We start from the raw sequence: 13,569 nt of genomic DNA, 5'->3' as shown, positions 1-13,569 counted from the left end.
CAGAGAAATTCCTCTGCTATCAATCTATACTCCTACGGCCAAACATTTTGCCACCAGTGATCTGAAATCAGCAACCCTGGCTCCCGAAAAAAACAGCTCTCCGTCCCGCAACTCCAATTTTCCATAACTCGTAACAGCAGTGGACGGCTCTTTTCCCAGCAACAAGAACAGACTGCCAGGACACTCATCACCGATTGCTAACTCTGGAGGTGGGTTTAAATCACAAATTCCCGTGACAACCGCCTGCTGTTCGCTCCACGTCAGCTCTTCCAAAGCAAAGTGTAGCGCTGCAAGACCACTGGCATCATCCTGATTGAAAACCAGAGTCTGCCCGGTCAGGCCAAACCGCAAAGCCGCCTCACCGAGAAAGCTGTTGGCTAACGTATAAGCAAACAGGTTCGGGCTGGCTAACTTGCCGTGCTCTGGCAACAGCGTCTGTAGATAGGCGATGTCCGTTTGCAGGCAGCCGTAGCGGCTGGCAGCGATAATACCAATGGGACGTTTTTCATCCCAGGCTTCCTCCCCGGCATCGCGCAAACAGAAAGCGATGGCCGCCAGACCTATACGGGAAAACTGATCAAGTCGGCCAAACCGCATATCGGGTTTTGCAAACACCTGCTTGCGTTTTGGTATCTCCAGAGTCCCTGGAAGCAGCGGTTGCTGATCGGTATTACGCCCGCAGTTACAACCCGCAGCCGTCACCCAGCCGATACCATTAACCCACCCAGTCATTACCCCACCCCCTGCAAAATAAGCGTCGCATTGATACCACCGAAACCAGAGTTACTACAGAGGAGATAATCACCAGAGATGTTTTGTGACGCAGTGCTCAACTGCCCCTGCCCGGCTGCTTCAGGTTGGACACATCCCACCGTAGCAGGAATCAGCTGTTGCTGCAAAGAGCGGGAGGCGATGGCAACCTCAACTCCGCCAGCCGCACCGAGGCAATGACCAAGACTCCCCTTGACACCATGCAATGGTGGTAACGAGTCCCCGAAAACAGTATTAAAAGCGGTCAATTCCATGGCATCATTATAGACAGTCCCCGTTCCGTGGGCATTGATTGCAGAAATTTGCTTGGTTTCAATCTGCGCTTTTTTTAACGCCTGTTGAGTCGCTAGCATCAACCCACAACCATCACGGGCTGGAGCGGTGACGTGGTGAGCGTCATTAGCAACCCCCCAGCCGGCAATATAAGCTTGTGGTGATTCGCCACGACTTTTAGCACAGGTTTCGCTCATCAACAACAAAGCAACTCCGGCCTCCCCCAGCGTCAGACCCTTGCGCTCCTGATCAAATGGACGACAGGGTTCAGCAGAGAGAGCTTGCAACGCCGAAAATCCGGAAAAAACAAATTCACTGACAAGGTCAGCCGCATAGACCAACACCGATTCAGCCTCTCCTGCAGCGATCATAGCCGCCCCCCTGGCGACAGCAATCGTCGACGAAGCACAGGCGGCGTTGATATTACACCCCCTCGTTGTCAACCCAAAACGGTTAGCGATCTTGGCGAGCAGCGGTTCAAACAAGACTCCATGAGGGATGGGATTTCCCTGTCGACAAACCTCCGTTAAGCGATCAACCTCACCCTTGGTTGAAGCGACCAGCAGGCGGCTATCTGCGGGGATATCTGGCAATTGCATTGCGACCCGATCAAGGATCGAATCCAACAACGATGCACCTTCTGGAGCTTGGAGATTATCAATACAGGCAGCATATCGAGAAACATAATTATCGCAGCCGAAACGGTCCAGCGAGGAGATACCACTGTCCCCTTTCAACAACCGCTCCCAAAGTTGATCCAGTCCATCCCCCAGGGCGGTGACTGTGGCCATTCTGCAGAGAGCAACCCGTCTCACTGCAATTCTCCCGATAACCAGCGTTGGCGAAATTGCTCATAACATGGCGGTGGCAACATCAAAACATTCTGCTCCTGATCCATCAACAACTGCACCGAATAGCCAGTGGTGGTTATCTCTCCAGCAGCATTGCGAATAATAAATTCATGATTCAGTCGGGTCGCATCGGTCCAGTGAAGTAAGGCTTCAATCGTAAAGTGATCACCAAAACGGAGCGGCAGCTTGTAATCAACATGAATTTGCTTGATGGGGGCAATCACCCCCTGGTGATAAAAATCCATATAGCCAAGTCCATATTTTTCCCCAAGGAGCACCCGTCCATCTTCAAAGTAACTTGGGTAACGGCCATGCCAGACAATCGCCAAAGCATCGACCTCTTCAAAACGGACCACCCGGTCAACACGACAACGCAATGGTTCTGGAGCGTTATCCTGACGGCGGAAATAGGGCTTTTTCATGGTTTTAATCCTTTTTCTGCTGAGCTGTCATCGGTGGAGATGCTGCAATCTCGCTGGTCGGTCGCATAACCTCCCACGGGGCTTATTCCTAACATGTTGAAACCCCAAGATTGAGAGTAAAGCTAGCGGCACTTTGACCATCAACCTGCAGTTCACAACGACAAGCCCATGCGGTATCCTTCTTGCGACAGCTTAAATGCACTTCGATCTGATCTTCAGGGCGCAACTGACGGAGAAATTTTGCCCGGGTTAAAGAGAGAACTGACAAGGGCGAACCGATGATCTCTTCAGCCAATAACTGCGCGAGAAGAACTTGCAGCACCGCAGGCAGAATCGGATATTCGGGAAAATGGCCAGCAAAGCCAATAAAATTTTGTCCGAAACTAAACCGTTGGACCCCGGTCAGCTCCGTGATCTGTGCGGGGGCTAGTGCTGATTCCTTGATCGCAGCGCGCATTCTACTCATCGTTCTTGTTTGACCTCACGGATCCAGAGGGACAATTTAACCCCATGTTGAAAATCATTCATAATAATGAGTTCGGGCAAGCGACTCGAACCAAACTGACGATACTGGTCATAAGCAACCCGCCAATCACCACCATCTGCCAAAAAACGGATATTGCGTAAGTCTCTGCGACAATCGTAGTTAAAAGCAAGACTGCCACCAGGGAGTTCCCGCCGCAACTGCTGGATATTATCACGCGTTGTCAACTGATCATCAGTCTGTGGCCGCGGTTGCAAAAAAATCCATCGTAAGCTCTGTGCGATCCCCAAAGAGAGCCCTTTTACCTGTCGCAACTGGGGGATGGCACGCTGTAGCTGCTGATCGTCTTCGGTCACCAGCAAATCAAACAGCACCAATCCCATTTCATTCATTGCCACCAGACGCGCTTCACCCTTGGCGAGATCGAGGCGCAGGAATCCTTCTAAAGGGATTTTTTTATGGCCAACCTCTAAAAGGGTCACTTGTCGTAACCGCCAAATCCCTGTCTGATCCAACCAATTTTCTGCCAACAACTGAGCAACGCTTGCCTCAGCCCGACAATTATCGGGAAATTGTTGAGGCGGTGTCGCAGAGACGCATGAAACCAACCCCAGCAGCAAAAGTACAGAAATAATTCGCAACATCAGTGTCTCTTGGGCCGAAAAGCGGGAATCACCAGCACCGCAGTGGGTACCGCAGCGCTGATCCCCAGTAATACTGTCAAGCCAATGGAGTGGAGCGCCGGATGTTTGGCCAGCACCAGAGCACCAAACCCAATCAAGGTCGTCAATCCTGAGATCAGAATCGCCCGTGACGACGCCAGGTGTTCCTCCTGCTGACCATGGCAAACCATAAAGATGCCATAATCGACCCCAAGACCAATAATCAGAATTGAAGCCACGACGTTGAACAGGTTCATTTCCAACCCCAACCAACCCATGCCGCCGAACATCACCAGCACCCCGGTTAACACCGGCAATAAAGCAAGCAGCACCTCAGGGATCCGACGAAACAGCAGGACCAACAGCACCAGAACGGCCACTCCGGCAAGGGTGATAAAGCGGCTGAAATCGGCACCAATTTCATAACTGAGTTGCTGGCTGAATCGACGCTGCGAAACCAGAGTTATCCCCGGAAGGTCTGCAAAGTCTTCTCCCAACTGTTGAATCAAATCAGCCTGATCGGGGATCAAGGTTAACAACTGGTAACCCTGGTCATTTTTCAACAGTAAGTTGTTGAGTGCTTTCTCCAACCCCCAGCGTTCAAGCAGCTCTGGAGTGACCAGACGTTCCGGTTCATTGAGTCGCTCCCAGAAGGGATCAAAGGCATTGTCCGCAAAACCATATTTCTGTCCCGTCAGCTGTAACAGGTCCCGGACGGTAGCCTGACGTTCCTGCCAGAGGGTTCGCCACGCATGTAAATTCTGTTGCTGGGTCTGTTGCGATGGGAGCAGCGGTGCCAAGCTCACAATATCTTTCAACATCCCATGGCCCTGCAGTTTGCGCCAGATATCCTCATTGAGCTCCAAGGCACCCTCTAAATCTGGTGCAGAGGCAAAAACTAGCGCACGACTACGCATATTCCCCCAGGTCTCTCCTAGCGCCTGTTCTGCTTGTTGTAATGCTGGAGGGAGATAGCTGAGCTGTCGCAGTTCTGCATTAATTTTTAAATCTTGGGCCTGCACCGCAGCAAAACCGACAACCCCCAGCCATATCAACAGTACTGCAATCCGCAGGGAGGGGATGCGGTCATAAACATGTCGGCGTAACTGCCGTAGCGAAGAAGCTCCATTTTCTTTATTGGGGCCAATAAAATGGGGAAGCACTAATAGTGCCAGCAGCAACGCTGTGACAATTCCAGCCATGGCAAAAATCGCCAACTGCCGTTGTCCTGGCAACGCGGAAGAGAGTAACACCGCAAACGCTGCTAGAGTCGTCAAGGCTCCAAAGAGAACCGGTCGAGACACGGCGCACAGTAATTGTTCTCGTCCTTGCTGGCAACGGCCATAACGCAAGGCAAAGTAGACATGCAGTCCAAAATCGATGGTTATCCCCAGAAGCACAGCTCCAAAACCGACGGTTATTCCCGACAGAGGCTTAAACCAAGCTGCCGTCACAACCAGAGCCATTGCCATACTGAAGAGTGGTAGAAGGTAGACAAACAGAGCACGGATGGAACGCAAGAAGAGGAAAAATAGCAGCAAAATCCCCATCCCTGAAACCAGCAATACCAGCTTCATATCCTTCTGGATCGTCTGCGCGTTCGCCAGCGTGTAGGCGTGCCCACTGATCAGGTTTGCCTGGATGCCATCCGGCAGCTGCTGACAGGCGACCGCAAATGCATCGAGCAAAGCTTTGCTGCCAACAGCATCGGTCATCGATATCGGAGTATCCGCAAGGATCAGGCTGCTATGTCCATCCCGACTGAGAAAATGGCCATCCTGCAAGCGCACTTCGGGAATCGGATTCAGGGAACTTAACTTCTGCAGTACCAGCCCCTCCAACTGCAACGGATCACGGCGGATCGTCTCTTTAAGGACCATCCCCTGCGGTTGTAATAATTGTGCCAAGTCCGCAGCCAGATGTTGATCAATCTCTTCCGGTTCTAACTGTGCCGCAATTTGCTGTAAATCTTCAGCGTTGACCAACACCGGCAAGTATTGCCCCAACTGATTAAACAGCGGACTGGTGGTCATCTCTCCTGGTCCACTGAGAGGACCTTTGAACAGTTCAGCAGGCAGAGCCAGCCGCAACTGATCGGTTGCAACGAGGAGATCATGGCTGTCAATCTCAGGATCTGCTCTCAGATGAATGACCAGTTGCCGGGCAAACGGAGCCTGCTGCAGCAGTTGAAAGTCATGGGCGACCAGTGACTTGCCATCTGGAAGCATGGCAGAAATGCTCTCTTCAATCTGGAGCTGCGATATCTTCCAGGATGCCAGTGCCAGCAGTATCAATAACAGCAACAACAACCAACCACGCCGCCGCTGAAACCTCCGATAACATAACGTGATCAGCCCCATTAGAGTTCCGGCACCTGGAAAGTATCCGCCGCAAGCTCAATATTAACCTGCGCATCAATAAAGCGGAGCAAGGTACTGTCTCCCCCCTGCTCAACCATCAGCACCTCAGAGACATGACGTCGATCGGTAGAAAATTGAATGTTCAGATGGTCAATAAACGTGGCCTCCCCCTGATCAAGGGGATACAGCGTGAGGACGATCGGTGTGACGGAAGAGACCTCCATCCGATAACGACTCTGGAGCCAGTCAAGATCGACTCGTGCCCAGGCGAGGAGCTGTTGGGCAATCATCCCCATAATCGGATCTGATTTAACCGAGAATTTTTCCTGCTTCTGACTGAGGCTGTTCCAACGCTCCCCCTGATCACCACGCAAGATAAAGCCCGATGCGACCGGAGTCAACAGCTCCCAACGCAGCCGATCTGGCTTCTGGTAGGCAAACTGTCCATTGGAGATGAGTTTTTCGGAAAAAATTTGCAGATATTTTTCCTGGACAAAGGGGCTCGAAAGAGTCTCTGTTTCTGCTGCTGCTTGTTGCAACTCTGCCAATAGTGGTGCCAGCTCCTCAGCATTTACTGAGGTGGTGGCAAGGAATACCAGGGATAGAAGCAACAGATATTTGATAAATATTTTTTTCAGCATCGATCAATTAATCCAGACTTTCACCTCGCCGTGGGCGACGAGTGTATCCATGCACCAGACTTCCCCTTCAGCAACAGCAAAATCATCCAGCTCAGCCAGCGTACGAATCTTAATCAACAGTTGATCACCAACAAAAACTGCCCCAAACCGATGCATTTTTTTTATCCCGACCAGAAACCCTTGCCGCACAGGTCTGTTCTGCAGACGGTCAAGATAGCCTTTAAGGGCAGCATAACCTTGGGCCATCAACTCAATAAAAGCAATATCTTCAAGCTTTCCACCCTCATCAACCAGTGGACATGCAGCCACAACCTGTGCGGCAACAATTCCGTTGCGGCCGTCAATCTCCAGCAACCGGTCTACCAAACGCATCGGTAACCGGTGAGGCACCAGTTCTTCTGCCTCAATCGGCAAAGATAACGGCTCCATCGATTAATCCCAATAAACCGAGAGATCATCAAACAATTGACTGGAAAAAAGCAGCTTACGAAAACGAACCAGATCTTCATGAAAGATCCGCGAGTTGTCGTACTGGCTGAAGTTTTTGTTAAGAGTTTGAAAAATCCGCCCGGTTCCACGTCCCAACTTATCGGCATTGCGAAATGACAGAGCTTGCAGGTCAGCGAGAATCTCAAGGGTAATAATATGTTTTGCGTTACTGACCGACTTAAATGCCTTACGAGCAGCGACAGTTCCCATGCTGACAACATCCTGATTGGAAGCATTGTTGCTGATTGAATTCGTGCTCACGGGATTGGCCAGTTGCCGGTTTTCAGCCGTGGTGGATGTTGCCAGATACTGGGATCCCATAAAACCCATTGTCAGCCCCAGGGTACCGGGGATGAGAAATTCGGGGAGGCCTTCGTTAAGATTTTTATCAAGATACTTGTTCGTGCGTCGCTCCGAGATATTGCAAAGAGTCGAAATAGCGACACACAGCATATCCATAACAAAACCGATACTCTGGCCATGGAAATTACCGCCGTGAATAATCTTTTTCTTCTGCGGAATAATGATGGGGTTGTCATTGGATGAATTGACCTCAATTTCGACCACTTTAACAGCCTGGGCAATCGCCTCAGCGACCGGAGCCAAAACCTGAGGGGTGCAACGCACCGAATAGACATCCTGAACATTGATACTGGTCTCAAATACTGGCCCTTCCGCGCTTTGCTGTCGGATCAATTCATGCATTTCGTCGCGCAAGGTAATATTTCCAGAACCCCGATATAGATTGCGGATAGTTCCAGCAATCTCGACCTGGCCGAGGTGCGGCTTGACCAAGTGGAGATCCTCGTCAAAGGCATCATCAATACCACCAAAAATCTCAAGAGCAAAAGCTCCTGTCACACAGCTGACGTTAATCAGTTTGCGGGCACCAAAAAGGGCAAATGCGGCCAGGGCAGTCATCGCACTGGTGCCATTCATCAAGGCAATCCCTTCCTTGAAGCTCAATCGTAATGGCGCGCGGCCGAGTTTTTTATAAACACTTTCAGCCGACTGCAACTCTCCTTCATAATAGAGATTGCCTTCGCCGATAATGGCCAGTGAAAGGTGGGCCAGATGGATCAGATCCCCGGAAGCACCGACACTGCCACATTCGGGGATGTAGGCTGCGATGCGTTGGTTAATCATCCACTGCAAATGCTCCAGTAGCTCAATCCGCACTCCGCTAAACCCTTTGACCAAGGTATTCAGGCGCACCACCATGACCGCTATCGAAATATAATCTTTCAGCGGTTCTCCCAATCCGGCAGCATGACTGCGGATCAGATTGACCTGCAATGTCTCAATCTGTTCGTCATCAATAATCTTATTACACATCGGACCAAAGGAGGTGTTAACCCCGTAAATAATCCGCTTCGCTGCGACCTCTTCTTCCAGAAACTTCCGGCTGGCGCGACAACGCTCCAAGGCTTCAGGGTCAAGTGCAACCTGTTTGTCTCCCACCCCGATTGCAACAACGTCATCAATAGTCAAGTCGTTGCCATTAAGAACAACCGTATTTGCTTTATTCATTTTTTCTTATCCTTATTCTCTAGCGCTTCCGGTGATCGAAAAAAGTGACGGGTTTACGCATGTCCGGTCGGATGGTTTTGGACTTAATCTCTTCTGGAGTCACCAAAACAACCTCCGGCTTGACCCGCGTTTTCGCAGCTATCAACTCAGCGATCGTTGCAGCATTCAAGCTGGCATCACGACAACCCACGACAACCCGCAACTGATCCGAAAGGTCGAAATCGGATGAAACTTCTAAATAATGGCCATGAATCGCGCTGATCCCTTGGAGAACCCGGCTGATCGCAGCTGGAAACAGAGTCGTGCCGCGACATTTTAGCATCTGCGTGCGCCGCCCCAGAATGGGTCCCAGCCTTGGTGTCTGACGACCGCAGAGACAGGGTTCAACGTGGAGTCGGGCGATATCTCCGGTCCGATAACGGAGCAACGGGGTTCCCTCAACCCCAAGCGGAGTGACGACAACTTCTCCCGCCTCCCCGGCAGCAACGGGAGAACCTTGATCATTGATAATCTCGACCACGACCAACTCCGGCAACAAGTGACCGCCACAACCTGCGGGGCAATCTGCGAACGCAGTCGCCAACTCAGTGCTGGCATAGGTCCCCAATATCTGGGCAGACCAACTCTGCTGCAATGTTTCCCCTAGAGGCGAGAGGGAGAGATCATCATTCCGGACCGGCTCACCGATACAGATCACTTTTTCAATGCCAAGCTCTGCGGGATCTTCCCCAGACTCTCGAAATTGTTGAGCAATCATCAACAGTAAGCTCGGCACGCCAACCAAAACATTGGGTCGCTGTTGGCGGATGAGTTCAGCCACCAGAGCCGGTTGTCCAGATCCCGCTCGAATTGCCGTCGCACCAATGCGACGCAGACCGAGAAAATAGGCGAGCCCGGCCATAAATACACGGTCGAGCGCAGCACCGATCAAGACTCGGTCAGAGGAGACGATTCCAGCTGCGGTAAAAGCAATTTGCTCATTTCTGGCCAGACGTTCTAAGTCAGAATCAGTCTGCCAGATGGTCACCGGTTCACCTGTCGTTCCAGAGGTTTGACAGATATCGACAACCTGTTGCTCAGGAACGGCAAGGAATTTTCGATTAAACTCACCTAAATCAGCCTTACTTGTCAGGGGCAACTGAGCTAAGTCTGCCAAAGAAGCAAATTCAGCTGCTAAAAAGTTACAGCGCTGAAACAACTCCTGATAATAAGGGGATGCCTTTTGCAAATAAGTCAGATGGTTTTGCAACAGAGCAAGCTGTTGAGCATCGATCTCAGCAGCGGATCGAGTATGGCTTTGTCGTTCAGCCGAGATCAGCATTTTTCCTCTCCACGCATTTCGGCAAGTGAGTTTGCCATTTGATTTTTCACCAGTTTACGCAACCGCAGATGACCATCTTTGCCACTGAAATCACCGGTAGGGATGGGCTCCAAAGCCCTTAAGACAATCTGGCAGGGACGCATCAATTTCTTCCCGGGCGGCAATAATAGATCGGTGCCACTGATGCATAATGGGACGATCGGTATACCAGCGGCGATAGCGACCTTAAATCCCCCGGAGTAGAAACGTTGCAGCTTGCCATCACGACTGCGGTGTCCTTCGGGGAAGAACAGGACTGATCCATTGGCGGCAAAAGCTTTTTTGCTGCCGGCCAGAATATCTTCCCAGCAATCACCTTCGACGTCCAGATAGTTGGCCAGACGCATAAAACTCCGGTACCAGAGCATCCGAAACGGCCAGGAACGTACCGCAAAGACAATATTGTGGATGGGCAGCAGAGCCATACAAAACGTGTCGAAGAATGAAAGATGATTAACCACAAACAAATAGGGCTTCTCTTTATCCAACAGCGTCATCTGTTCCCGCTTGAAGCGGACAAAAGGGCTCATCAGCAAAAACCAGCCACGACCGTAGGACCAGATACACCAACGCGTCAGACGGTCTGCGGGCCAGCGAAACACAGCTCGACCGAGAACAAACAACAGCGGGAAAATGAGAATGCCGAATAACGTCCAGAGGACCAAGATGGGATAAGCCCAGAGGTTCATCAAAGCAATGGCTGCAATCGAAACAATCGATTCGATAACTGGCTTATCCTGCGCTTCAGTCGCAACCTTCATATGCATATCTTTTCAGGAGTGTTGCTCAATTTTATGCATCACAAAATTATGAATATCCGCCAGAGTCCGGATCGCTCGAACCGCCTCTTCTTCGCGAATTTTAAAATCAAAAGCCCCTTCCAGAACAATCACCATATCCACGGTATCCAAGCTGTCCAGCCCCAGATCTTCATAAAGATTTGCCTCCGGGGTCATATCGGCACGATCCAACTCAAATTCTTCAGCCAGACTGGAGTCAATCAATTCAATCACTTCTTCTTTAGTCATTCAGGTAACTCCTCAAAATAATGGTGGCGTTGATCCCACCCATAGCAAAATTATTTTTTAAAATTGTTTTCACCGGCTGTGCCCGATGCTGTTGTAGATGATCAATACCGCTGCAACGCTCATCAATCTGTTCCAGATTGCGGGTTGCGATCAGTTGCTGCTGTTGCAACATCCCGACGCACCCGGCCAGCTCAATAGTGCCACTGGCAGCCATCGTATGACCGAGATGGCCCTTCAAACTACTCACCGGAGTCCGGTCAGCAAAGAGTTGCTGGATGGCTTTTGCTTCAGCAATATCACCCTGTTCCGTTCCAGTGCCGTGGGCATTGACGTAATCAATATCGGCAGCAGTCAGCCCCGCATCTTTCAGAGCCAGCCGCATACACTTCACCATTGCATCAATATCGGGGCTGGCAATACTGGAGATATCGGACGTGGTCGAGAAACCAATCACCTCGGCAAGAATTTCCGCTCCCCGTTCCTTGGCACTGGCCTCACTCTCAAGCAGCAGAATACCGCCCCCTTCACCGCAAACAACGCCGTCGCGTTGCCGATCAAAGGGGCGCGGCGACAAGCTCGGTTGCTGATTGAAGTGGGTTGAAGCTGCGTGCATGATGTCGAAGGTTGCCACTGTCAAAGGGTGGACCTCATCAGCACCACCACAGAGGATCGCCTTCTGCCGCCCCATACCTATCTGCTCATAAGCATAGCCAACAGCCTGACTGCTGGTAGCACATGCTGCGGAAGGGGACAAAACCCGACCTGTTATACCAAAAGATTGAGCAACATTAGCCGCACATGAGTGCCCCATCAGCTGAAAAAACAGCCCTGTTTTCATCCGCTCAAGGCTATAATCGGTAAAATAATCATGGAAGAAGTTTTCGCTGGTCGTCGTACTGCCGAGGGTTGAGCCAATAAAGACCCCCAGGTCACCAGAGTCAAGCTGATTATCGGGATAGCCCGCCATCTGCAACGCCTGTTGACTGGCGAGATAAGCATAAATCGACATATTTGACATGGAGCGGCGAAACTTACGCGGGATCTGTTTCGGATCAACGTCATTGACCGTTGCAGCCAGGCGGGAACGCAAGCCACCTACCTGCGCCAAAGCCGGAAGTTCACGCACCCCAGAACGACTCGCTTGCAAGGCCTCAAAAAGTTGAGAATAATTGTTTCCCAGCGGCGAAACAATTCCGATTCCAGTAATAACAACAGAGTTTAACGACATGATCTTAACTCTCCACGCAATACTTCATGCCCAAGGATCGACCCACAGGCCAGATAGCTGGAGACCAGAGATCCCAACAATCCAGGCCCCGCAATCCCCTGACCAGCAAGAAAAAGCCCCGGCAACCTGGTGACAGGAGGCGGGTTATATTGTCCTAGAATCCGGCCGACGCCATAAATAGCCCCTTGTGGAGCTCGCGAATAATCTCTTAAAGTCAACGGAGTAGCGAGATCAAGCAACTCCAACGGTGGCAACTGCGGACATTTGTTGTAAAACATTCTCAACAGCCGCGCCCCCATCTCCTGCTTCCATTGTCGATACTCAGCGGTCCGTTGTTTGCCGGAGAGATCGAAGGATTCGACTTCAGAATAAGGTGCGGGGACGATTCCAATCAACCCTTTTATCACATTGTTGCTATTCTGATCAGCTGCGGCCAGATAAAAAGGGCGCTCTTCCAAAACTTGGTCAGCGGTGGAAGTAAAAATACCCGCCTGCGACTGCACAAACATATTGCGTCCACGCAAAAACTCCAATGATTGCTGACTGCGGGCGTAAACAATATATGCTGAAGTGGTCTGATATAACCCTTCAAGCCGTTTTAGATATGCTGGTCGCATGGTCGCGGGCGGCAACATCTCTGGAAGCTGGGCCGGGTTAACAGTGGCGATCACCTCTGCAGCCGAAATCTCTTCTCCTGAATGCAGCCGGACACCTGTCACCCCATGATCTGCAGAAAGAATCTGGGTCACATCTGCTCGGCACTGGAGCTCAACCTTCGCCTCTTTGAGTAAAGCCAGCAACACTTGGGTCAATTGCCGGCCGCCCCCACAAATACCATGGACGGAGTGGTAATACGATCCCGCCACCTGGGCATTCAAAGAGAGAGGTGTCTGCTCTGGTAACACTCCGTAGAGCAGACAATGCATGGAGAGCAACCCCTGCAACTGTGGCCATGGAGAGAAGACTTCCAAGCGTTCCTGTAACGAGCGACCGTGAACCGACTCCATCCCAAAATCAACAAGATCGGTATCCAGATCAAGATAGGGAACATTCCGCCACATCGAGGCAATCTCGTCAAGATAACCTTCGATCTCTGCTCTAGCTGGTGGAAACTTGCCCCCTAAATAGCTTTTTATCCGCTTGAAACCGACTGGAAGAAGATACTCCTCCCCAGAGGATGACACCCGTAAACAGTCAAATCCATCAGCGGAATAGGGAAATAGTTTCAACCGATCAGCGATTCCCAAATGTCGCAGTAGAGGTTGCAACGGCCCCCCATCTCCAAACCCGCCAGCATAATGAAAGCCACTGTCAAAGTAATTTCCATCACGCTGGAATCCTCTCACCACAGGGGCAGGAGAAGAGTGCTGCTCAACGACCAACACTTTGCGCCCGGCACGTGCCAGAAGCAGGGCACTGGTCAAACCTGAAAGGCCAGCTCCGATAATGATGGCATCATAACTCATCAAT

14 protein-coding genes are annotated in these 13,569 nt (G+C 51.1%); all 14 read right to left on the bottom strand.

The window, feature by feature from the left end:
* Positions 1-24 precede the first annotated feature (24 nt).
* Positions 25-732 (bottom strand): beta-ketoacyl synthase N-terminal-like domain-containing protein, encoded by a 708-nt coding sequence (locus BLU87_RS00990; RefSeq protein WP_092344068.1) that lies wholly within the window; start codon positions 730-732, stop codon positions 25-27.
* Positions 732-1,859: a beta-ketoacyl synthase N-terminal-like domain-containing protein gene (locus BLU87_RS00985; RefSeq protein WP_245706319.1), complete on the bottom strand. Its 1,128-nt coding sequence runs from the start codon at positions 1,857-1,859 to the stop codon at positions 732-734. The genes BLU87_RS00990 and BLU87_RS00985 overlap by 1 nt, the downstream gene beginning before the upstream one ends.
* Positions 1,856-2,317: an acyl-CoA thioesterase gene (locus BLU87_RS00980; protein ID WP_092344067.1), complete on the bottom strand. Its 462-nt coding sequence runs from the start codon at positions 2,315-2,317 to the stop codon at positions 1,856-1,858. Before BLU87_RS00980 ends, BLU87_RS00985 begins: the two co-directional genes overlap by 4 nt.
* A gap of 88 nt (positions 2,318-2,405) precedes the next feature.
* Positions 2,406-2,783, bottom strand: a complete 378-nt coding sequence (locus BLU87_RS00975; protein WP_139167430.1) for an ApeI family dehydratase — start codon at positions 2,781-2,783, stop codon at positions 2,406-2,408.
* Positions 2,780-3,445, bottom strand: coding sequence for a LolA-like protein (locus tag BLU87_RS00970; protein WP_092344065.1), 666 nt, complete (start codon positions 3,443-3,445; stop codon positions 2,780-2,782). The genes BLU87_RS00975 and BLU87_RS00970 overlap by 4 nt, the downstream gene beginning before the upstream one ends.
* A complete protein-coding gene (locus BLU87_RS00965) occupies positions 3,445-5,823 on the bottom strand; it encodes an MMPL family transporter (RefSeq protein ID WP_092344064.1) in 2,379 nt (792 codons plus the stop codon). Before BLU87_RS00965 ends, BLU87_RS00970 begins: the two co-directional genes overlap by 1 nt.
* Positions 5,823-6,464, bottom strand: coding sequence for an outer membrane lipoprotein carrier protein LolA (locus tag BLU87_RS00960; RefSeq protein WP_092344063.1), 642 nt, complete (start codon positions 6,462-6,464; stop codon positions 5,823-5,825). Before BLU87_RS00960 ends, BLU87_RS00965 begins: the two co-directional genes overlap by 1 nt.
* A gap of 3 nt (positions 6,465-6,467) precedes the next feature.
* Complete coding sequence (locus BLU87_RS00955) at positions 6,468-6,893, bottom strand: hotdog family protein (protein WP_092344062.1); 426 nt, start codon at positions 6,891-6,893, stop codon at positions 6,468-6,470.
* Between the two features lie 3 nt (positions 6,894-6,896).
* The gene (locus tag BLU87_RS00950) at positions 6,897-8,483 is read right to left on the bottom strand and encodes an HAL/PAL/TAL family ammonia-lyase (RefSeq protein WP_092344061.1); all 1,587 of its coding nucleotides are present in this window, start codon (positions 8,481-8,483) and stop codon (positions 6,897-6,899) included.
* 19 nt (positions 8,484-8,502) lie between these two features.
* On the bottom strand, positions 8,503-9,804 hold the full coding sequence (locus tag BLU87_RS00945) for a phenylacetate--CoA ligase family protein (RefSeq protein ID WP_092344060.1): 1,302 nt from the start codon (positions 9,802-9,804) through the stop codon (positions 8,503-8,505).
* Positions 9,798-10,604 (bottom strand): lysophospholipid acyltransferase family protein, encoded by an 807-nt coding sequence (locus tag BLU87_RS00940; protein WP_092344059.1) that lies wholly within the window; start codon positions 10,602-10,604, stop codon positions 9,798-9,800. The genes BLU87_RS00945 and BLU87_RS00940 overlap by 7 nt, the downstream gene beginning before the upstream one ends.
* Before the next feature lie 12 nt (positions 10,605-10,616).
* Entirely contained in the window at positions 10,617-10,871 is a 255-nt protein-coding gene (locus BLU87_RS00935) for an acyl carrier protein (protein ID WP_092344058.1), read from the bottom strand.
* Positions 10,864-12,099, bottom strand: coding sequence for a beta-ketoacyl-[acyl-carrier-protein] synthase family protein (locus BLU87_RS00930; RefSeq protein WP_092344057.1), 1,236 nt, complete (start codon positions 12,097-12,099; stop codon positions 10,864-10,866). Before BLU87_RS00930 ends, BLU87_RS00935 begins: the two co-directional genes overlap by 8 nt.
* Positions 12,090-13,565: a phytoene desaturase family protein gene (locus BLU87_RS00925; protein ID WP_092344056.1), complete on the bottom strand. Its 1,476-nt coding sequence runs from the start codon at positions 13,563-13,565 to the stop codon at positions 12,090-12,092. Before BLU87_RS00925 ends, BLU87_RS00930 begins: the two co-directional genes overlap by 10 nt.
* Between the last annotated feature and the right edge of the window lie 4 nt (positions 13,566-13,569).

Origin of the sequence: Desulfuromusa kysingii, assembly GCF_900107645.1 — a bacterium.
Classification (GTDB): Bacteria; Desulfobacterota; Desulfuromonadia; order Desulfuromonadales; family Geopsychrobacteraceae; genus Desulfuromusa; species Desulfuromusa kysingii.
The sequence above is the reverse complement of the archived record's forward strand: the minus strand, read 5'-3'. Positions and strand labels throughout refer to the sequence as shown.